General features: G+C 33.3%; 21 protein-coding genes. 8 read left to right on the top strand and 13 right to left on the bottom strand.

Annotation, left to right across the window (positions count from 1 at the left end):
• Position 1: 1 nt before the first annotated feature.
• Positions 2-1945, bottom strand: coding sequence for a peptidylprolyl isomerase (locus tag DFQ11_RS12360; protein WP_110476192.1), 1944 nt, complete (start codon positions 1943-1945; stop codon positions 2-4).
• A 258-nt stretch (positions 1946-2203) separates the two neighbouring features.
• Between DFQ11_RS12360 and DFQ11_RS12355 the strand changes: the two genes are divergently transcribed.
• Positions 2204-2671 carry an SRPBCC family protein gene (locus DFQ11_RS12355; protein WP_110476191.1) on the top strand — a complete coding sequence of 156 codons (468 nt, stop codon included), beginning with the start codon at positions 2204-2206 and terminating at the stop codon, positions 2669-2671.
• Positions 2672-2675: 4 nt separating this feature from the next.
• On the top strand, positions 2676-2915 hold the full coding sequence (locus tag DFQ11_RS12350) for a hypothetical protein (protein ID WP_110476190.1): 240 nt from the start codon (positions 2676-2678) through the stop codon (positions 2913-2915).
• A gap of 2 nt (positions 2916-2917) precedes the next feature.
• On the opposite strand, the gene DFQ11_RS12345 is transcribed toward DFQ11_RS12350, so the two are convergent.
• The 8 genes from DFQ11_RS12345 to DFQ11_RS12310 form a co-directional block, all read right to left on the bottom strand.
• A complete protein-coding gene (locus tag DFQ11_RS12345) occupies positions 2918-4063 on the bottom strand; it encodes a lycopene cyclase family protein (protein WP_229791293.1) in 1146 nt (381 codons plus the stop codon).
• A gap of 259 nt (positions 4064-4322) precedes the next feature.
• Positions 4323-5795: an IMP dehydrogenase gene (gene guaB, locus DFQ11_RS12340; RefSeq protein ID WP_110476188.1), complete on the bottom strand. Its 1473-nt coding sequence runs from the start codon at positions 5793-5795 to the stop codon at positions 4323-4325.
• A 132-nt stretch (positions 5796-5927) separates the two neighbouring features.
• A complete protein-coding gene (locus DFQ11_RS12335; protein WP_110476187.1) occupies positions 5928-6437 on the bottom strand; it encodes a hypothetical protein in 510 nt (169 codons plus the stop codon).
• Positions 6437-6958, bottom strand: coding sequence for an FMN-binding protein (locus DFQ11_RS12330; protein ID WP_110476186.1), 522 nt, complete (start codon positions 6956-6958; stop codon positions 6437-6439). Before DFQ11_RS12330 ends, DFQ11_RS12335 begins: the two co-directional genes overlap by 1 nt.
• A 40-nt stretch (positions 6959-6998) precedes the next feature.
• A complete protein-coding gene (locus tag DFQ11_RS12325) occupies positions 6999-8156 on the bottom strand; it encodes a porin (RefSeq protein WP_110476185.1) in 1158 nt (385 codons plus the stop codon).
• A gap of 238 nt (positions 8157-8394) precedes the next feature.
• The gene (locus DFQ11_RS12320) at positions 8395-9258 is read right to left on the bottom strand and encodes a hydroxymethylglutaryl-CoA lyase (RefSeq protein ID WP_110476184.1); all 864 of its coding nucleotides are present in this window, start codon (positions 9256-9258) and stop codon (positions 8395-8397) included.
• 39 nt (positions 9259-9297) lie between these two features.
• A complete protein-coding gene (locus DFQ11_RS12315; protein WP_110476183.1) occupies positions 9298-9915 on the bottom strand; it encodes a LysE family translocator in 618 nt (205 codons plus the stop codon).
• Positions 9916-10146: 231 nt separating this feature from the next.
• A complete protein-coding gene (locus tag DFQ11_RS12310; protein ID WP_110476182.1) occupies positions 10147-11184 on the bottom strand; it encodes a quinone-dependent dihydroorotate dehydrogenase in 1038 nt (345 codons plus the stop codon).
• A gap of 148 nt (positions 11185-11332) precedes the next feature.
• Between DFQ11_RS12310 and DFQ11_RS12305 the strand changes: the two genes are divergently transcribed.
• From DFQ11_RS12305 to DFQ11_RS12295, 3 genes are all read left to right on the top strand, one after another.
• Positions 11333-12163, top strand: coding sequence for a universal stress protein (locus DFQ11_RS12305; protein ID WP_110476181.1), 831 nt, complete (start codon positions 11333-11335; stop codon positions 12161-12163).
• 22 nt (positions 12164-12185) lie between these two features.
• Positions 12186-13415: a peptidase T gene (gene pepT, locus DFQ11_RS12300; RefSeq protein WP_110476180.1), complete on the top strand. Its 1230-nt coding sequence runs from the start codon at positions 12186-12188 to the stop codon at positions 13413-13415.
• A 116-nt stretch (positions 13416-13531) separates the two neighbouring features.
• Positions 13532-14167, top strand: a complete 636-nt coding sequence (locus DFQ11_RS12295; protein WP_308425355.1) for a YdeI/OmpD-associated family protein — start codon at positions 13532-13534, stop codon at positions 14165-14167.
• A gap of 116 nt (positions 14168-14283) precedes the next feature.
• Here the strand turns inward: DFQ11_RS12295 and yajC are convergent, their stop codons facing one another.
• The 4 genes from yajC to DFQ11_RS12275 all read right to left on the bottom strand — a co-directional run bounded on the left by yajC (position 14284) and on the right by DFQ11_RS12275 (position 17436).
• Entirely contained in the window at positions 14284-14574 is a 291-nt protein-coding gene (yajC, locus tag DFQ11_RS12290; protein WP_110476178.1) for a preprotein translocase subunit YajC, read from the bottom strand.
• Positions 14575-14584: 10 nt separating this feature from the next.
• Positions 14585-15142: a DUF1573 domain-containing protein gene (locus DFQ11_RS12285; protein WP_110476177.1), complete on the bottom strand. Its 558-nt coding sequence runs from the start codon at positions 15140-15142 to the stop codon at positions 14585-14587.
• A gap of 139 nt (positions 15143-15281) precedes the next feature.
• The gene (gene nusB, locus DFQ11_RS12280) at positions 15282-16226 is read right to left on the bottom strand and encodes a transcription antitermination factor NusB (RefSeq protein WP_229791292.1); all 945 of its coding nucleotides are present in this window, start codon (positions 16224-16226) and stop codon (positions 15282-15284) included.
• A 106-nt stretch (positions 16227-16332) separates the two neighbouring features.
• On the bottom strand, positions 16333-17436 hold the full coding sequence (locus DFQ11_RS12275) for a Glu/Leu/Phe/Val family dehydrogenase (RefSeq protein WP_110476176.1): 1104 nt from the start codon (positions 17434-17436) through the stop codon (positions 16333-16335).
• A gap of 136 nt (positions 17437-17572) precedes the next feature.
• Between DFQ11_RS12275 and DFQ11_RS12270 the strand changes: the two genes are divergently transcribed.
• The 3 genes from DFQ11_RS12270 (at position 17573) to DFQ11_RS12260 (ending at position 22373) form a co-directional block, all read left to right on the top strand.
• Complete coding sequence (locus tag DFQ11_RS12270; RefSeq protein ID WP_110476175.1) at positions 17573-19327, top strand: ABC transporter ATP-binding protein; 1755 nt, start codon at positions 17573-17575, stop codon at positions 19325-19327.
• A gap of 64 nt (positions 19328-19391) precedes the next feature.
• Entirely contained in the window at positions 19392-19781 is a 390-nt protein-coding gene (locus tag DFQ11_RS12265) for a PUR family DNA/RNA-binding protein (RefSeq protein ID WP_110476174.1), read from the top strand.
• Positions 19782-19865: 84 nt separating this feature from the next.
• Positions 19866-22373: a M14 metallopeptidase family protein gene (locus DFQ11_RS12260; protein WP_110476173.1), complete on the top strand. Its 2508-nt coding sequence runs from the start codon at positions 19866-19868 to the stop codon at positions 22371-22373.
• The last annotated feature ends 45 nt before the right edge of the window (positions 22374-22418 follow it).

The following is a 22418-nucleotide window of genomic DNA, read 5'->3' as shown; positions in this document are numbered from 1 at the left end:
TTTAATTATTAATTTTCGACTTAATTTTATTCAATACGTCTTGATTAACTTCTACTTCAAAACGCTCGTATAAATCATTAATCCAATTTGTTTCTAATTCAGCTTGGTAGTCATTAATCACAGATCCTTTAGCCTCTTCAAAAGTCTTCAAACCTGCTGGTAACACTTTTTTAACGTCTATAATATGATAGGCCTCGTTGTGTTCATACACATCAGAAACTCCTTTTTTAACTTGAAACTCTGCAGGTAAAATAGGATTGTTACTATTGAATGTTCCTTTTGTAAAGATAACATTCTGCTTTTTACCTTTATTTAACTTATTCTTAATTTCTTCTTCAGACTTACCTTTCTTCATCATTTTACGGATGGACTTCATATTGTCTTTATCAGCAAAAGAAGCTATTAATACTTCTACTCTATCATCCCATTGGTAATTAGATTGATGTGTATTATAGTAGTCTTTTAAACCTAAAGTGTCTTTTGAAGCTTTATTCCATACCTCTTTTTCCATAAGGTCGAAAAGTAAAAGTCCATCTCTATATTCCGAAAGTATATTAGCGTATTCAGAATTTTCTGTCTCTAGGTTATCTTCTCTATATTGAAAAATAGATTTTTCAAAGAACTTTTCGAATTCCTGTTCTATAATAGTTGAAGCAGGCATTTTTCTACCTGCATAAATACGTTGTGCATTTTCTAAATGAATTCCAAAGTCTTCATAAGTAACAGACTTATCATTAATGGTGAATACATTTTGCTCCTTTTTTAAATCTTCAGGTAAAACCCATGAACGGTTATGAAAACCTTCATTAATAATTGATGTAAAATAGGCTTTCGCTTCAGTATTATATGTGATTGTATATTTTTCCTTTAACTTATTTACCATGGCCTCATTAATCAGTTTAGATCTTGAGTCTCTTTTTACTTGTTGTTCAATGGTCGACTTTACATCCTCAAAAGATTCAACTGGCTTAAGGTCTATGCGTTTTACTATATGCCAACCAAAAGCTGTTTTAAAAGGCGCACTAACATCACCATTATTTTTTAATCCAAAAGCAATGTCTTCAAATTCTATAGAACTTAACTGCCCGCTTTTAAAAGGCATAAGCTTACCACCATTTCTTGCAGAACTTTTATCGTCAGAAAATTGTTTAGCTAATGATTCAAAGCTTTCGCCTTGGTTTAACTTCTTATAAATATCTTTTATACGTTCTTCTGGATTGCTTAATGAATCTTCTGGATTTAGATTCACCATTATATGAGCCGCTGTAAGCGTTCCTTTTGACTTGCGCTTGTCTTTGACAAAAACTACATGATATCCAAACTGAGTTCTAAATGGCATTGATATTTCTCCAACTGGCGTATTGTAAGCTTCCGTTTCAAAATCATACACCATTTTAAATGCCGAAAAATATCCTAAGTCTTCAAGTAAAATATTTTGACCGTCGTGCATTTCTTTTTGCACGGTTTCGTAGCCCTCATTTAAAGCACGATTCCTTAATTCTAAAACTTTATTATAGGCACTAAGTGTGTCTTTTTCAGTAGCATCTAATCGAACTAAAATATGTGAAGCGTTAATGTCTAAATTACTTCTGTCATAAGCCTCTTTAACCAAAGCATCCGTTACCTGATTCTCTGAAATATAATTTTGAATAAGCTGCTTCTGATAACGAGAAAACTCACGTAGATACTTTTCATCTTCATGAAGTTTTAAACGTTTTGCTTCTTGGAGTTTCAATTGATATTCCGTAAACAGTTTTAAATAACCATCGATGTCCTTTTGACTTTCATCTTTAACTAAATCTAAGTTCTTGTTGTAAACTCTTAAAAATTCTGAAGCCAATATTGGTTCTTCACTTACTTTAAGAAGTACTTCGTCTTTATCTTGTGAAAACGAAAAGTTGAGTGCAAAAAGCACGAGTAACAAACATTTAAATTTAATAGACATAATTCAACCTTCTTTTATATTCTAATAATCGTGAAATGATTCTTTTATCAAACTCAGCAAAAATAACATAAATAGCGTATTTCACAAGCCCAATAAAACTCAATAAATAAACTATTATATTTGGAAAAAGTGTAGAATAACTTGAAAATAGTTTCTTACAATCTAACAGAATGAGTTCATCTGTTAAATAAGTAAGAACGTCGAATAGATAGTACTATAGTTTAATCTTTATATAACTTTACTTGAAAATTATTTAACGTGCAGTACACAATAAAAGTCCTCATCGAAAAACCAATCGAAGAGGTCATGAAGGTTTATGATTCTCCAGAAAAAAAGAAACATTGGGTAAAAGGTTTACTTAGTACCGAACATATTTCTGGCACTCCTGGTAGTTTTGGCGCTAAAATGAAACTTAATTACGATTTTGGAAATTATAAAACAGGCATCATAGAAATGATAACTAAACATAATTTACCGAATGAGTTTCACGCTAATTATACTTTAAAAGGGTTACGTATTATCCAAGAGAACCACTTTATTTCCACTGAGGAAGGTTTTACAAAATGGATTTCTAATAATGAATTACAACCTACTAATTTTAAGATGAATGCCATGATTTCTTTAATGCCAAGTACATTCAAGAAAGAGACTAAAATTAATATGGAAAATTTTAAATATTATATGGAAAAAGGTATTTCAGTCTTCAAACCTAAACAATCTTATTAAAAGCATGAGACAGTTAAAGTTAATATGGGATTTTAGAGGTCCTGCGGGACAAAAAACAGCTGAACATCACCTAATACATTTAAAAGAATATATTACCATTAACAAATTAGACATAACAATTACAGGCGTTGAAACCATAAGTGATATGCATAGCATAGCATATTTAGTGGTTAACGAAGCTGATATGAAACCTGTTAGAAATAGTTTGAAACCTCATAGGGGTCAGGTTTATCAAGAATTGTAATATTATTTGAATAATCTCTTTAAAAATGCTTGTAAAAAGCGTTTTGGTGGTACTGCTCTAACAATTTTCAAATCCTCCAACAATGAGGAATCTTCATCCAAAAATTTAAAGATTGTTCTAATATCTGCCTTCTTAAACATAGAAGAGAATATACCTGCTCCTTCTGCATTATGATTGGCTAGAACATCTAAAAAGATTAAATCGTAAAAACTAAATTTAGATTTCTTATGAAATTTAGTTAAATCCGATTCTTGCTTTAAAAATTCGATAAGTTGTTTTGTCTTTTCACTTGTGTTTTTAAAAGTATAACCTGTACTGGCTTTAGTCCAACCACCTGCTGTTCCAATGTTTAAAATATGCTCCGAGTTAAGATTTGAAAATTTAAAGGACGTCATTGGAATATTTCCCATTTCTTTTTCAACTATCTCATAATCCATAATGTTTTTATCCCTGAGATATCTAACTATTTCCCTTTCGTATTCTGAATTATCTAAAAGGTTTTTTGAAAATAAAGTATATTCAAACAATGCCGTTTTTTTATCCATTGGCAATACATACATAAATCTAGTATTTCCCTTTTGCGACACTGTAAAATCCATAAATGTGGCTGTAGAACTATCAAACGAATCCTCTTTAGTTCTTACATACCATCCCACAAAGTGTTGGTGAATTAAAGGATATTTATCTTGTAAATTATAAACCACAGGATTAAGAGAACTATTAAATAGTTTCAACCCAAAATAATTTGCCTTTCCCGTAATGACATGGACAACATTCTTTAGTTCCGTGAAGCTATCTACACTATCCTGAACAAATGTAAAATTCGGTTTAGACTCTATCCTTTTCCATAAGGTTTTATAAAATTGTTCACTCTTAATTAATTTGTAACTATAAGGTTCTATAGGGATTGTTTTAGAAAAACTATGACTTCCAAAAAAGACCTTGGTCCAAGATCTCGCGCTCAAATCATCCCACTCGCCATTGCCTTCCTCCCAATAACACCAAGTTCTGTCGTTACCCTTGTCCTTTTCCTTATCAATAATTAATATCGACTTATCATCGAAATATGAATCGTTCGACATTCTATAGGCCAACATCAATCCCGAAGCTCCTGCTCCCAATATGATATAATCGTATTTCGTTTTCATTTTAAACATTTCCAAAGGTAAATATAGACTATATCTTACATAAGTTTATGGTCTAAGGATATTTCATAACTGTCTTCAATGAATATTGGAATTTATCTTCATTAAATTTGAAACTAATTATAAATCTACCTGAACTTGAATTTATAAAAAATGATAGGAATTAAAAAAGTCACCTAAAATAACATTGAATGTTACCTTAGATGACTTCGTATAGTTTTTTCAAAAGCTGAATAAAACTAAACCTTTAAATTATGAGTAATTATCTAGAATAATTCGGTGACTCATTTGTAATAGTCACATCATGTGGATGACTTTCATTAATACCACTTGCTGTAATTTTAACAAAACGGCCAGTTTCTTTTAAGGTTTCGATATCTTTTGCTCCACAGTAACCCATTCCAGCTCTAAGTCCACCGATAAACTGATGAATACTTTCTACCAATTCACCTTTATAAGCTACTCTTCCAACGATACCTTCTGGTACTAATTTCTTAATATCATCTTCCACATCTTGGAAATAACGATCTTTACTTCCTTGTTTCATGGCTTCAACAGAACCCATTCCTCTGTAGGACTTGTATTTTCTTCCTTCGTAGATAATAGTATCACCAGGACTTTCTTTAGTACCAGCTAAAAGTGAACCTAACATCACAGTATCTGCACCAGCTGCGATGGCTTTAGGAATATCGCCAGTATAACGAATTCCACCATCTGCAATTACAGGTACTCCAGACCCTTTAATAGCTTCCGCCACTTCTAATACTGCCGAGAATTGAGGAAATCCTACACCTGCAACAACACGAGTTGTACAAATAGAACCAGGGCCAATTCCAACTTTTACAGCATCAGCTCCAGCTTCAACTAAATATTTTGCCGCTTCCGCCGTGGCTATATTTCCAACAATCACATCTAATTCTGGAAATTTCTTTTTAATATCTTTTAAAACCATAACCACACCTTTAGTATGGCCATGAGCAGTATCTATAATAATTGCATCAACACCTGCATTGACTAAAGCAGTCGCTCTATCAACAGCATCTCCTGTAACACCAATAGCTGCAGCGACACGAAGTCGACCGTAAGTATCTTTATTAGCATTAGGCTTTTGTGTTAATTTGGTGATATCTCTAAAGGTGATTAAACCTTTAAGTTTATAATGATCATCAACAATTAATAATTTTTCAATCTTATTTTGTTGAAGGATTTTTTCAGCTTCATTTAATGACGTTCCTACTGGAGCTGTCACTAAGTTCTCTTTGGTCATCACGTCAACAATTGGCTTTTTGTTTTCGTGCTCAAAACGTAAATCTCTGTTAGTAACAATTCCTTTTAAAGTTCCGGTTTCATCTATAATAGGAATACCTCCAATACTATGCTCTGCCATATTGTGTTTGGCATCAAATACAGTAGCCGTTAGTGGTAAAGTTACAGGGTCGATAATCATGCCGCTCTCCGCACGTTTAACGCGACGTACTTTCTCTGCTTGTTGCTCGATCGTCATGTTTTTGTGAAGTACACCAATACCACCTTCTTGTGCCATGGCAATTGCCATTTTACTTTCGGTTACGGTGTCCATAGCTGCAGAAACCACAGGAATGTTTATCGTAATATTTCGTGTAAACTTGGATTGGATATTAACTTCTCGAGGAAGAACTTCAGAAAATGCGGGAACTAAGAGTACGTCATCGTAAGTAAGACCTTCTCCAACAATTTTATTTTCGTGTGCTTTCATGGCAATTAGGATATAATTGCACGCAAAAGTACAATTAAAATTTAAAAACTTATTGATATTGAAAAGCTAATTATAGTTAAAAAAGGATATTTTTTTGCTGACCTATTTTCAACTAAATCTATAGCTTCACTACTAAATGGCGGATTTAGTTTTTATTGATGAACTTACTAGTTGCTTCAAAATAATAATTACGGCTAGTGTGTAACATAAGGTCATGAAAAAACCAGAAATCATCACTATGTATTTTACCCATAACATTCCTGACCATAATAGGTATAAACCGCCGAAAGTTAGAACTACAGATATAAAAGGTTCAATAAGCAAAAACATTTTGAACTTATAATTCAGTCTAGTCGTAACGAGTATTAATCCCACTAAAAAGAATATAATTGACATAGATAAGATATGGCCATGAACCAAAGTAAGCATAGCTTGTTCCGTTTTCTTAAACTTCATAACTTCGGCTTCCTCATCGTGTTCATTTCCTAGATATTGTTGTTCAATTCCATCAGGATCTGTTGAAGCTGTTTCATTCACAAATAAAAGTCCGGTATAAAACCCGACACTTAAAACAACAACAAAAGCTGCAATAAGCAGCTTTAGTTCTTTTGGGAATGTTTCTATGAGGCCATTGACTTTCATTATATAATTCCTTTAGTGTTTAAAATTTTTAATGATTTCATTAAGTCGTCCATAGCATTTGTCATTGACCGTACTGAAATGGTTGCTCCTGAAATAGCATCGATATTATCGCCATAACGGAAGGCGTCATTTTTTGATTTGCCAAGAAATTGTTTCAACCAACGTTTAGATCCAATTTCACCGCCATAATCCTCACGGTAAATTAAGACTTTCGTATTCACCACAAGTAGATTAGAATCGAATAAAACTAAATAATCAAACTCATCTGTTTTACTTAGCGCTTTGGCTACATATGCATAACCTAAAAGTTGACTCCCTTTTTTTATTTTAAAAAAATGGTCAGGACCGAAATCCGAAGGAGTTGCCTTATCTAATTCTGTAGAAACTTTCATATCCGTAAACGAAAATTCATCGACTGAATATGTTTTCTTAATTTCTGAATCAACTTTCTTTTGAATGTTTTTAGGCAGACCAAAAGAAAGAATAGATAAAATAAAAATGATTAGGCTATTAAATTTCATACTGCAAAATTATTGAATTATTAGTTCTGTTCCTGCAATTTTAGAACCAAACTCCTAATCCTATATTTAATTGGTTTGGTGAATCGCTATCTGTACCGTCTCCAAATAGTTGATAATCTGCCTTTACCACAGCTCCTGGAGCTATTTTATAACTTAAACCAAAAGTCCATTCGTCTCTATCGTAAGCCTCATTTTTTATTAATCCACCAGCTACTGACGCATGAGTATCATAATCTGAATAACGTGCAAAAGCAAATAACTGTTGTTGCTTGGTTTGTGGTAATAAATTAAAAGCACCTTCTACATACCATCCTTGCAAAGCACTTCCTAAATCGGCATTATTTAAAGCATTATAATCTTCTGAATCTGTAATGCTCGCGTGAATAAATTGACCTCTTGCTGTAAAACGCTTATACGCATAACGAGCATCTAAGCCTATCATTGAAACCCCTACACTTGTTCCATCAATATCTTCAACATCATCTTCTGCTTGAGTACGACCAAAATATCCTGATAAACCTAAACGTAAACCTGGTAAACCGTAGTAATCTAATTTTGCAGAAAAAGTTGGAGAATCAATAGTAGATTTGATTCCTTTTTGTCTTCCGTTTCTTAAACCATTAGCACCTCCTAAAACTTTTGATCCGTTTACAGACTGAAAACCATTAAAAATATACGCTTGGTAACGCATTGACGCATTGTCTAAACGACCAGCAACACCAAAACCAATTTCTCTCCAAGTTGTTGGAACAATACTCTTGTCGACGCTTGGACGTTCAACGCCGTTAAAAGTTGTTGGCTCATGGTATTCGTTAATTATTCCCATTGGTACCAACATTAAACCACCTCTAAGGTTCACATTATCCGATAAGCTATATTGTAAAAACGCTTGTTCTACATACACTTCTTCAACATGCTCGAATTCTACTTCGGTGACAAATTGAACACGATCGTTAAATTTATATCCAAAAAGTAAAACCAAACGTTGAACATCTAATTCACCGTTATCACCTTCTGGTTGGTTATAAGTAATTTCCCCATAACCTCCAACGGTAACACCTGAACTAATATTTCCAGATAATATACGCTCAGCTCCATTTTGCTGACTTTTTGGATTTGTTACTATGGAATCTGATACGGTTTGAGCAAATGTAAAACTTGCGACAAACATGGCTAAAACTAAATTGATTTTATGCATTTTTATTCTTATTAAGACTTGCTATAAATAATAGTTTATTTGAAGCCGCAAATTTAAAACAGATGCGTTTTTACACAAACTTTATTTAGATTAATTTTAAATAAAGTTGCAAAACGCTGATAAACAACCCCTTATCTTGCGATATTTTTTCAATTAAATGAATCAGCTGAAGCCTATATTCATTAAACACCTAATAATAAATAGTTTAAGTTAGAAGGATAAAAAGTGAAAAACGTAATTAATGATACTTCGAGAAAATCTTAGTCGCTTCGTTATAAGAACTTTCAAAACACATCGCGTTTAGGTTGTGTGCTTTTTTCTGCGTGAAATAAGAAAACATTTTTTCTGTTGGCATATTCCCCGTTAGATCATCTTTTGCCATTGGGCAACCTCCAAATCCTTGAATGGCTCCATCAAAACGTAAACAACCCGCCTTATAGGCTGCATCTACTTTTTCGAACCAAGAGGTTGGAGTGGTATGTAGATGTGCACCGAATTCTATATTTGGATAAGCAGGAATTAAATTTGAAAATAAATAATCAATATTCTCTGGATCAGAACTTCCTATGGTATCACTAAGAGACAGTATTCCAACACCCATTTTAGCTAAGCGTTCGGTCCACTCCCCTACAATATCCACATTCCAAGGATCTCCATAAGGATTACCAAATCCCATCGAAATATAAACCACCACTTTCTTTTGGTGTTTATCTGCGATCTCCAAGATTTCTGAAAGTGTTACTACAGACTCGGCGATAGTTTTATGCGTATTTCGCATTTGGAAGTTCTCAGAAATTGAGAAAGGAAATCCTAAATAGTCAATTTCAGGATGTTTACAGGCATCTACAGCACCTCTTGTATTGGCTATGATGGCGAGTAACTTACTTTCGGTTTTACTCAAATCAAGTTGCGCCAAAACTTCGGCAGTATCTACCATTTGAGGAATGGCTTTTGGCGATACAAAACTTCCAAAGTCAATGGTATCAAAACCAACTCGTAATAAAGACTGAATGTACTGAACTTTCTTTTCAGTAGGAATAAAATCCTTGATGCCTTGCATAGCATCACGAGGACACTCTATAATTTTAACCTGTTTATTCATCGCGTCAAATATACGGTTTAGAATAAGGATTTAAAAACATTATAATAATATGAAAACAGCAATTCCAACAAAAACTACAATTTGAAGCCACTTTAATACTAAACCAGAGTTCTTATGTGTCATCGTATAAGTTTTAATATTTCCAGCTAACAAGGCGATTGAAACGAAAATGATAAATGAGACCAACATAAAAATTCCGCCCAAAATATAAAACTGAATCACAGTACTCATCGAATCACTAAACAAAAACCCTGGAAAAAAGGCCAAGAAGAAAATAATCACTTTTGGATTAAGCACATTCATAAAGAAACCTTGTATGAATAATTGTTTTAGACTTTTCTTAGGAACGTTATCGGAGTCAAAGCTTAGACTTGCATCCGATTTAAAGACTAAATACGCCAGATATATAAGGTAAATCGCACCTAAAAGTTTAATGCCGAAAAACAACTTTTCATTGGAAGCGATAATTGCAGAAACACCAAAAGCTAATAATGAGGTATGAATAATACAACCTGTAATCAACCCACAAACCGTTGCTATTCCGTATGATTTACCATTAGCAATACTTTGCACTAATACATAGATATTATCAGGCCCTGGCGAAATTGCTAATGCTGATGTTGCTAGTGCAAATGATAAAAGGATATCTATGTTCAAAGTGAGAAAACTTATTTGAATTAATACGTTTGGTTAGTTCGAGCACTTTTGAGAACTATTGAGTTTTCAAAATGAGACTTCGAATTTTTTAAAGACATTTTATATGAGGTTAAACTAGGTTAAATTTTTATGACACGAATTTAAATGAGACACTGATCTTATTGTGACACTAATTTGTCTAATAATGAAATTGAATAATGTAATTCATCACAAAACATTTTAAATTCTTTCTTATAAATTCCTCTTCAACAAGGCCTTATTAATTCGTTTTATTAAAGAAGGTCCTTCATAAATAAAACCGGTATACACCTGAATCAAATCAGCTCCTGCTTCAATTTTTTCTAAGGCATCTTCAGCTGAATGCACGCCTCCTACCCCAATGATAGGAAATGCCTTATTGCTCTTATCTGCTAAATATTTTATAACTCGTGTCGATTTATCTTTAATTGGTTGTCCACTTAACCCACCATTACCTATCTCTGATAATCGGTCGTCACTTGTTAGTAATCCGGATCTATCAGTAGAGGTATTACTTGCAATTACACCATCGAGATTCGTTTCGGCAATTAACTCTACAATTTCATCTAATTGTATATCATTAAGGTCTGGAGCAATTTTAAGGAGAATGGGCTTTTGTAAACTAAACGTTGAATTTGCTTTTTGTACGACAGCGATTAATTCAAGCAAATAAGCTTTATCATTTAACTTGGCATGACTGCCTACATTAGGGCAACTCACATTAAGTACAAAATAATCCACATAAGGATGTAAACCATTAAAACATTCTAAATAGTCTTTGGTATAATCTTCAGGACGAGTTTGGGTGTTTTTACCAATATTCCCACCGATGATTAATTGACCTTTATTTTTCTTCAATTGAGAAATAGCGGCTTCTAAACCTTCGTTATTAAAACCCATTCGATTAATAATCCCTTTATCGTCCTTAAGTCGGAATAATCGTTTCTTAGGATTACCTTCTTGAGCTTTTGGAGTTACCGTTCCTATTTCTATAAACCCGAAGCCAAAATTTGCCAATTCATTATAAAGTACCGCATTCTTATCAAAACCTGCAGCTAATCCAATGGGATTTTTGAATGTAAGCCCGAATAAATTGCGTTCTAACCGTTTGTCCTCTACCACATACATGGATTTAAACAAACCTTTCATTCCTGGAATTTTAGATATGATCTGAATTAATGAAAATGTAAAATGATGAACCTTTTCTGGGTCAAAACAAAATAAGATGGGACGGATTATCGCTTTGTACATATGAGCTCTTTTACTTTGCAAAAATAAGAATCTATTTGACTAAAAATACCTTGTTAATGCTATTAATTTTATCATAAACTGTCATTTATCATTCTTTATACGTTTGGAATTGTTTAAATTTGAAATCACTTAAAAAAACCAACTTATTATGAAGAAAATTATAGTTCCTGTAGATTTTTCGAAACATTCAGAATATGCCCTAGAAACTGCAGCTGCATTGGCAAAAAAACACCAAGCAGAGCTGATTGTAATGCATATGTTAGAACTTTCTGAATCTATCTTTTCGGCTTCAAGTAGTGAACGAAATGAAGAAAACGCGTTTATGTTAATGGTAGCCAATAAGAAGTTTGAAACTTTTTTAGATAAACCTTATTTAGAAGGTATCGAGGTTACACAACATATAAAATATCATAAAGTATTAAAGGAAGTTGCGGGAGTAGCAAAAGATATTAATGCCGACTTAATTGTTATGGGTTCTAGAGGCCATAGTGATCACGATGGGATTTTCACAGGGTCTAACACCGAAAAAGTAGTACGCTATAGCGAAACACCTGTATTAGTTGTAAAATCTAGAATTGATGCCGTTAACTTTAATAATATTGTTTTAGCAACAGATTTTGCTGAAGACAGTGTTGAAGGAGTAAAAAGCGCTTTAGAAGTATTAAACGATTTAAGTGAAAACGTGACATTGCTTCATATTAACCTACCTAACTTAGGATTCTCAAGTACAGACGAAATCGATGAATTAGTCGCGAACTTTTTAGAACTTGCTAATTTGAGCGAAAAGGATGTTAAAATTGCTCGAATTGCAGATCATAATGTTGAGGATGGTGTTTTAAATTTTGCGCATAGACAAAATGCAGATGCTGTAGCAATGATCACTCACGGTAGAACTGGGCTAAGTCATTTCTTTGGTGGTAGTATCTCAGAAGATGTTGTAAACCACACTAAACTTCCAGTAATTACATTTAGAAAATAAATTTTAGAACAAAATAATTTCCATGCAACAAATCATAGATCGTTTTATCAGTTATGTGACCATAGACACTGAATCTGATCCAAACTCTAATACCACACCAAGTACAGAAAAACAATGGGACTTGGCTAATAAACTAGTTGAAGAATTAAAAGCAATAGGTCTGAGTGATGTTACTATTGACGAGAATGCCTATATCATGGCAACTCTACCAAGTAATGTAGATCACGACGTACCAGTCATAGGCTTTATTTCACATTTTGATACCTCTCCTGATTTTACTGGAGCGAATGTGAAGCCACAAATCGTAAAAAATTATAACGGTAAAGACATTGTTTTAAATGCCGAACAAAATATCGTTCTATCTCCAGATTATTTTGAAGATTTACTGATGTATAAAGGTCAGACTTTAATCACAACAGATGGAACTACCTTATTAGGAGCCGATGATAAAGCGGGTATTACAGAAATCGTAACGGCGATGGAATATCTTATCAATCATCCTGAAATTAAACATGGTACTATTAAAGTCGGTTTTACTCCAGATGAGGAAATTGGTAGAGGCGCACATAAATTCGATGTTGAGAAGTTCGGCGCGGATTGGGCTTATACCATGGATGGAAGTCAAGTTGGTGAATTAGAGTTCGAAAACTTTAATGCCGCCGGAGCCAAAATTACAGTAAAGGGAAAAATTGTTCATCCTGGTTATGCTAAAGGTAAGATGATTAATTCAATGTATTATGCGTCTGAATTTATCAATGTTTTACCACGTTTAGAAACTCCTGAGCATACTGAAGGCTATGAGGGCTTCTTCCATTTACACAATATTGAAGGTGATGTAGAAAAAACCACATTGGAGTATATTATTAGAGATCATGACAGAGATAAGTTTGAAGCAAGAAAAGCTTTAATGGAAAAAATTGTTTCTGATTTAAATTCTAAGTATGAAAGTGAGGTATTTAAAATTGAAATCAGTGACCAATACTACAACATGAAAGAAAAAGTAGAACCTGTAATGCATATTGTTGATATTGCAGAGGAAGCTATGAAACAAGTAGGCATCGAACCTTTAATAAAAGCGATAAGAGGTGGAACCGATGGCTCTCAACTTTCTTATATGGGTTTACCTTGCCCTAATATATTTGCAGGCGGACACAACTTCCACGGACGTTACGAATACGTACCTGTAGAAAGTATGCAGAAAGCCGTAGAGGTAATTTGCAAAATTGCCGAATTAACGGCTTTGAGAAAATAGTTTTTCGTTTTTGTTTTTGTGTTAAGTTAGCAGTACATGCTTAGATTTCTAAGTGTACTGCTAACTTTTTTTTATAATAAATCTTCTTCTAAATTTTAAATAGTCCGTTAAAATAAATAATACAGGAAATCGTATATTCAACCTACAAAACTAAAATCATAGCAAAAATTCAGAACGTAGAAGACTATTTAGAAAAACACACACATTGGTCAGAAGCCATTCAACGGTTGCGAGATTTGGTACGCAGCACAGAACTTGAAGAAACCATAAAATGGGGAGCACCTACCTACTGCTTAGATGGTAAGAACGTTTTAGGTCTCGCAGCATTTAAACATCATTTCTGTATTTGGTTTTTTAATGGCGTCTTTTTGAAAGACGAAAAGCAACTATTAGTTAATGCTCAAGAAGGTAAAACCAAAGCATTAAGACAAATGCGCTTTACTTCTACAGATGAGATCAATGAGGAATATGTTCTAGAATACATCAAAGAAGCCATTAAGAATCAACGTTTAGGAAAAGAAATAAAGCCAAAACGAAATACGAAACCAATAGTGGTTCCTGAGGAGCTAAAAAAGGAGTTTTCTAAAAACGCAGAACTTCAATTAAAATTTAAATCTCTCGCACCATCTCATCAACGTGAATACGCAGCATATATTTCAGAAGCCAAACGAGAGGATACGAAACAAAGACGTCTTCAGAAAATTATACCGTTGCTATTAGAAGGAAAAAGTATGTATGAGAAATACAAGTAATGTAAGATAGTTGATAAGATACGTCATCATTATACTTCAATAGACAACTATTTAAAGCAAAAAAAAGACTGTTCAAAAATGAACAGTCTTTTTTATATTTAAAAATGCAGATTAGCTTACTTTACAGTTGCTGGTGCATTTAGTTTATTACTCATTTCCATAGAAATTGCAGAGCGATCAAACTTAATCTTTCCTGCTAATGTTTCAATAACACAACTGTTATCTTTATCATTTAAATCTACGATTTTTCCGTGCATTCCACTTTTTGTAATAACACGATCGCCACGTTTTAATTCACTGGCGAACTTTTTCTCTTGCTTAGAGCGTTTCATTTGTGGTGCAATCATAAAGAAATACATCACAGCAAAAATGGCGATAAACGGTAAAAATGATCCTATTGCGTCCATTCAAAAATTATTAATCGTGGTTATGACCTTCGTGTCCTGGTTGAGTAGAATATTTTCTTGGAGCAGCACCATCAGTTGATAATGGATTAATTGTAGCTTTCCCAGCTGGTCTTGAAGCAGCGTTAGGATCTTTCTCAATAAATGCAGAAATCTTAACTGGAATTTGCCCTTTTTCAGTGTTAGTTACCATAGTTAATGATTTAGTAACCTTACCATTACCTTTTCCATTAAACTTTACTGTAAACTCACCTGTTTCACCTGGTTGAACTTCCTTAGAATAGTTAGAAGGAACTGTACATCCACAAGTACTTTTGATATTACTTACCACTAACATTGATTTTCCTGTGTTTGTATATTTAAAAACAGTTTCAACTGGTGTACCATCTTGGATAGTACCAAAATCATGCTCAGTCTTATCTAAAGAAATCACAGCAAAATCTCCTGAAGCTGCATCTCTTTCAGCTGCTTCAGCAATATTTTCAGATTTAATTTTACTCGCTGCATCATCTTTACAAGATGTAAAAGCTATCATGCACAGTGCACTAAGTCCTAAAATTACTTTTTTCATTACTTTGTTTTTTTGTTAAAATTTAATTTAAGTTGACGAAGTTAGTGATAATTTTAACGAATTAAAATTTTTACCCGACAGTTAACATAATTTTGTTAGGTCAGAAATACTATTTTTTTTTTATCACTTCACCTATTCTCTACATTAACCCACGCCCTACTTTAGGATGTAAATTTTCAGATTGATATTCTTTAACGATTTTATCTAAAATACCATTGATAAACAAACTACTTTTTGGCGTAGAATATTCCTTAGCGATTTCTAAGTATTCATTCATTGTAACTTTATGAGGAATCGATGGGAATTTTTGAAATTCACAAATCGCCATTTTCAACAATACGCCATCTAGACTAGCTAAACGCTCAGAATCCCAATTAGTTGTTTTTTTGTTAATTTCTTCAGTAAATTTAGAGTTGTTCAGAAAAGACTTTTTAAACAATTCTATAGCAAACTCTTTATCGTCTTCATCTTTATATAATTCTGGCAATAAATCAGTTTCTGGAGAGGTTAATTTTAACTTTCGTAATATTTTTAAAATAGCTGTATTTACAACAGGAATATCATCTACCCAGGTTAACTTTTTATCTTCAAAATAATCGTAAAGCTTGTCGTTTGGAGCAATGATTTCAGAAAAAACATCTAAAACAAAAGTTTTGTCTTTTTTAAATGACGTATCGGGGTCCTCCGTATACTTTTCATAAATCTCACTATTCAGAATTTCTTTAAAAAGGAGATCTACATATTCAAAATCTAAATCCCAATAGTTTAATTTTTTATTAGAAATTGCTTCTTGTAATATCACATTACTACTAATAAGATGAAGTAATTGATTATCCTGAAACTTTAGGTTTGGGTTTTCATCAGCTGCCGATTTTACCAATTTCTTTTGCAACTTCTCGTTGTGATCCTTACTCTTTTTATGAAGTTCAGTAAGTAAGGCTAAAAGTGATAGGTATAAATCATACATATTGTCTAAACTTTGAAGCAGAAACCTCTGTTCCTTTAGTAAATCATCACTTTCTGTTCCTTTAAAAGCATACATAGATTGCATGACTTTAATTCTGATGTGTCTTCTGTTTAGCATGTGTAAGAACTCACTTTATTATTGATTATTAAAAACGGTGAACCTCTTAAAGATTCACCGTGCAAAAATACTATTATTTAATTCTGAAATAAAATTTATTCTTTCACTATTTCAAATTTTCTCGCTTTCGAGTTTCTATTCGTTCTTTAGCCATATTCATCGCAGCCGTATTAGCTGTAATATTATTAGTTTTAGCGTTATTCAGTATTTCTAGGGTTGTATTGTAAATATTCTCAGTTTTACGCATCGTTTCTTGTCTGTCGTAGTTTTCTAATTCTGCATACACATTTATAAGTCCACCTGCATTGATTAAAAAATCCGGTGCATAAACAATACCTCTATCTTGCAGAATTTTACCATGTTTATTCTCTTCAGCCAACTGATTATTAGCGGCGCCAGCAATCACCTTTGCTTTTATCTTATTTATGGTATCATCATTAACGGTTGCGCCTAATGCACATGGTGCATAAATATCCATGTCTTCACTAAATAAATCTTGACCTTCGTAAATATTGACCTCGTATTTAGAACTCACTTCTGTTAATCGTTCTTTACTAATATCTGTAATAGTTACATTAGCCCCTTCATTAATTAAATGCTCTACTAGGGACTCACCTACACTTCCAACACCTTGAACAAATACCTTTTTATTTTCTAAGATATCAGAACCGAATTGAAATTTAGCGGCAGCCTTCATGCCCATAAAAACGCCATAAGCGGTTACTGGTGAAGGGTTGCCTGACCCACCTTTACTTTCAGAAATTCCAGTAACATAAGGTGTTGTTTCTCTTACAATATCCATGTCTTTTGTCGTCATACCAACATCTTCAGCTGTAATATATCGTCCGCTTAAAGAATCTACAAATTCCGCAAAACGTTTCATCAACTCAGGCGTTTTTTGTGTCTTGGCATCACCTATAATTACGGCTTTACCTCCTCCAAGATTTAATTCTGTAATCGCAGCTTTAAAGGTCATACCACGCGATAATCGTAATACATCATTCAGCGCTTCCCACTCATTGGCATAATTCCACATTCGCGTTCCACCTAAAGCAGGACCTAAAACTGTATTGTGAATTCCAATTATAGCTTTTAAACCAGTATCTTTGTCGTTGCAAAAAACAATCTGTTCATGGTTATCAAAGGAATATTGACCAAACACGGGGTCCATTTTTTGTAATTCTTTAGGGTTCATTATTTCTGAATTCATGTATTATAGTTTTGTGTTAGGGTTATTGAAGATTATCAAAAAACCACTAACAAACTTAAACCATTAGTAGAGGATTAGCAAAATATTAACTATAAAATACGATTATCGTAATATTTTTGAGCGATCAAATTTTAGAATGAAAGCATTAAAACATCTCAATAAATACTTTTACAAATACAGATACCGATTAATAGTTGGTATTATCATTACTATTGTTGCAAAGATATTTGCATTATTCACGCCTAGGTTAGTCGGTGCTTCTATAAACGTGGTGTCTGATCGCCTTTCTGGAAAGATTACGGAAGAGGTTTTCAGGAGTGAATTAATGATTAATATTCTATTCCTTATAGGAGCTGCTGTTGTAGCTGGTGTTTTTACATTTTTAATGCGTCAAACCATTATTAATGTCTCCCGTTATATTGAATACGATCTTAAAAATGAAATCTACAAGCATTATCAAATACTATCCTTAAGCTTTTATAAATCTAACCGAACAGGTGACTTAATGAATCGTATAAGCGAGGATGTGGGAAAAGTGAGAATGTACGCTGGACCAGCGATTATGTACACCATGAACACCATAACCTTATTTGTAGTGGCTTTAATCTATATGATAAGTGCAGCACCTCTGTTAACTTTATACACCTTACTGCCTTTACCTATTCTATCGGTTGCGATATATTATTTAAGCCGATTAATTAATAAACGTAGTACAATTGTTCAACAATCCTTATCTACGCTTTCTACTTATTCTCAAGAAACTTTTAGCGGAATTACAGTTATAAAATCTTATGGTATTGAACCGCGAACTTATGTAGAATTTGAACAACTTTCAGCTGAAAACCGTCAGAAACAAATCAATCTGACTAAAGTTCAAGCTTTCTTTTTTCCTATGATGATTCTATTAATCGGAATTAGTAACCTCATTGTAGTCTATATTGGAGGAATGCAATATATGAGTGGTGAGATTGAGCAAATAGGAACCATTGCAGAGTTTATTATTTATGTAAACATGCTAACCTGGCCAGTAGCAACCATAGGTTGGGTAACTTCAATTGTTCAGGAAGCTGAAGCCTCTCAAGAGCGAATTAATGAATTCTTAGACACAGAGCCTGAAATTAAAAACACAGCTCTAGACTTAACACCTATAAAAGGTGATATCGAATTTAAAAATGTATCCTTTACATATCCGGATACTAATATTGAAGCTTTAAAGGATGTGAGTTTCAAATTAAAATCAGGAGAAACTTTAGCCATCCTCGGAAAAACGGGCTCTGGTAAATCCACAATTTTGGATTTAATTGGTCGCTTATACGATATAGATAAAGGTTCTCTCTTAATTGATAATACTAAGATTTCAGAATTAAACCTCTATAGCTTAAGAGAAAGCATAGGTTATGTCCCTCAGGAAGCCTTCTTATTTTCGGATTCCATTAAAAACAATATTAAATTTGGAAAAGAGGACGCTACAGACGAGGAAGTAATTGCAGCGGCTAAAAATGCTAAGGTCCATAAGAACATTATTAACTTTAATAAAGGCTATGACACTGTCTTAGGTGAGCGTGGTATTACTTTATCTGGTGGACAAAAACAACGGGTTTCTATTGCTCGCGCGATTATTAAAAAACCAGATATATTATTATTCGATGATTGTTTATCGGCCGTAGATACTGAAACGGAAGAAAAAATTCTTAATAATTTAGTAAAACTCACAAAAGATAAAACGACCATCATTGTGAGCCATCGTGTATCTTCAGCGAAAAACGCAGATCAAATTATCGTATTAGATGATGGTAGAGTTATTGAGTCTGGAAACCACGAAAGCCTTATAAATAGTAAGGGGTACTATCAGGAATTATACACCAAACAACTCTCTGAAAAAGAAAAGTAATTATTTGTTGTTTACCTTACTTTTTTTTTAGATTTTTGGATGGAAATTTTAAACAAATAGAGATATGAGTGATTATGAAATGATGGACAAGGAAGAAATATATTCTAAAGTATTACGTGCTGGAAGAAGAACATATTTCTTTGATGTTAGAGCTACTAAAGCTGGTGATTATTATTTAACGGTTACAGAAAGTAAAAAATTCACCAATGACGACGGTTCCTTTCATTACAAAAAACATAAAATCTACTTATACAAAGAAGATTTTACAGAGTTTAAAGAGATTTTAGCTGAAATGACGGATTACATCATTAACGAAAAAGGTGAAGAAGTCATTAGCGAGCGTCATCAAAAAGACTTTAAGCGTGAAGATGATTTTGTTGCTCAGGAAGCAAAAACAACAGAAGACACAAAAAGTTTAGATAGTTTTACAGATATCAGTTTTGACGATATATAAAACTTTCATTTGTTAAATTATAACTAAATCCATTACCTTACGTAATGGATTTTTTATTTTTAAAAGCTAACTAATTTTATACTTATGCAACGATTATTACTTCTCGTGTTTTTAGCTACTACATCGCTATTCTCACAATCTAAAACTGACTTATCCTACTACCTTCCAGAAGGTGTGAATTACAATTCAAACATTCCTACACCAGAAAGCATAATTGGTCACGAGGTAGGTGAATGGCATGTCACCCATGATAAACTAGTGCAATACATGAAAGCGATTGCAGCGGCGTCGGATCGTATAACCCTTGAAGATCGTGGGAAAACTTTTGAAGCCCGACCTCTACTCCTATTAACAGTTACTTCACCTGAAAATCATCAGAATTTAGATGCTATACAGTCTGCTCATTTAGAAGCTACTGAAAATAATTCAGCAAACTCTAAAAACAGACCTATTGTAGTATACCAAGGATTTTCCATTCATGGAAACGAAGCTAGTGGTACAAACGCTGCTCTTGTTCTTGCTTATTATTTAGCGGCTGCCGAAGGTCCTAAAATAGATAGCTTATTAAAAAACACAGTGATTTTATTAGACCCTTCTATGAATCCTGATGGTTTACAACGTTTTGCTTATTGGGCAAATACTAATAAAAACATAAATCTAAACCCAGATCCAAACGACAGAGAGTACAGCGAAGTTTGGCCAGGTGGACGTACAAATCATTATTGGTTTGATATGAATAGGGATTGGCTACCTGTACAATTACCTGAATCTAGAGCTCGTATTGAAACCTTTCATAATTGGATGCCAAACATTTTAACGGATCACCACGAAATGGGAACGAATACTAGCTTCTTTTTTCAACCTGGAATTCCATCTCGTACGCATCCCTTAACACCTCAATTAAATCAAGATTTAACTGCAGAAATCGCAACATACCACGCTAAAGCTTTTGATAAAATAGGATCCTTGTATTATTCTGAAGAAAGTTTTGACGACTTTTACTACGGTAAAGGCTCCACATTTCCAGATATCAATGGTGGTATTGGCATTTTATTTGAACAAGCGAGTTCTCGTGGTCATGTTCAAGAAAGTGAGAATGGTTTATTAACCTTCCCATTCACGATAAGAAATCAATTTACCGCCGCCTTATCCACTCTTGATGCAGCTCACAGTATGCGTAAAGATATTTTAAACTACCAACATGACTTCTTTAAAAATGCAAGAGCTGAAGCCTCGAAAGCAGGTAAAAATGCTATCGTTTTTGGAGATTCAAAAGATGCCGCTAAAACTTATCATTTAGCTGAAATATTGAAACGTCACCGAATCAAATTTCATGAGTTAAAATCTGATTTTTCAAAAGACGGAAAGAACTTTAAAAAAGGATACAGTTTTGTAGTTCCGAAAAACCAAAAAAACACGCGATTAATAGATGCTATGTTCGAAAAGCGTACTTCGTTCCAAGACAGCTTATTCTATGACGTGTCGGCCTGGTCATTTCCATTGGCGTTTAATCTAGATTATACAGAAACAACGACAGCAAATGCTGGAAGTGAAGTTATCAATCTAGAGCAAAAAGAAGGTGGTGTGTTATCACAAAACGACTATGCTTACCTATTTGAATGGCATGAATATTATTCGCCTAAACTTCTTAATGCCATTTTAAAGAAGGGATTAAGAGCTAAAGTGGCCTTAAAACAATTTAAAGCGAATGGCAAATCTTATGATTATGGTACCATCTTAATTCCTGCTAAAAACCAAGACTTATCGACATCAGAAGTCTATTCATTTTTAAACGAAGCAGCTAAGGAAAGTCATATCACTATTGATGCAGTTTCGACAGGTTTAAACGAAGGGATGGATTTAGGAAGTAGAAACTTTAAAGCTTTGGAATTGCCTAAAGTGGCACTTTTAGTTGGAGATGGAATTACCTCTTACGATGCAGGTGAAATCTGGCATTTATTTGACACCCGCTACGATATTATTGCTACAAAATTAGACACAAAAAGTTTAAATCGAGCTGACTTAAGTCGCTATAACACTATTATAATGGTGAATACGCGTTCTGGAATGAATGATGCACACACTAAGAAAATTCAATCTTGGATTTCAAATGGTGGTACCTTAATTGCCTATAAAAATGCGTTAAAATGGTTAAATTCTAAAAAATTGATGAAGATTGATTTTAAGAAAAACGAACTTATCGCGAAAAATATAAGCTTCGAACAACGACGCGATTTTAGAGGGGCTCAAGTAATTGGAGGTTCTATTTTTGAAACGCAATTAGACCGTTCTCATCCTATCAACTTTGGGTATAAAAACGATAAAATTCCTATGTTTAGAAATTCGACTTTATTTATAAATCCTGATAAAAACAGTTATAACAATCCTATTCAGTACACCAAAGACCCCTTATTAGCAGGTTATATTTCCAAAAGAAATTTAGACAGTTTAAGTGGCACAGTACCTTTGAAAATTTCGAGATTAGGTCGTGGTAATATTATAGCTTTTACAAATAATACTAATTTTAGAGCCTTTTGGTATGGCACCAATAAATTACTGATGAATGCAATATTCTTTAGAGACGAGATGTAGTTATTAGTAAAGAACTGTAAAAAGTAAAATATCATAGGATATGCC

Source organism: Winogradskyella epiphytica (assembly GCF_003217215.1).
In the GTDB taxonomy this organism is placed as follows: Bacteria; Bacteroidota; Bacteroidia; order Flavobacteriales; family Flavobacteriaceae; genus Winogradskyella; species Winogradskyella epiphytica.
This window is presented reverse-complemented; position numbering and strand designations above follow the sequence as displayed.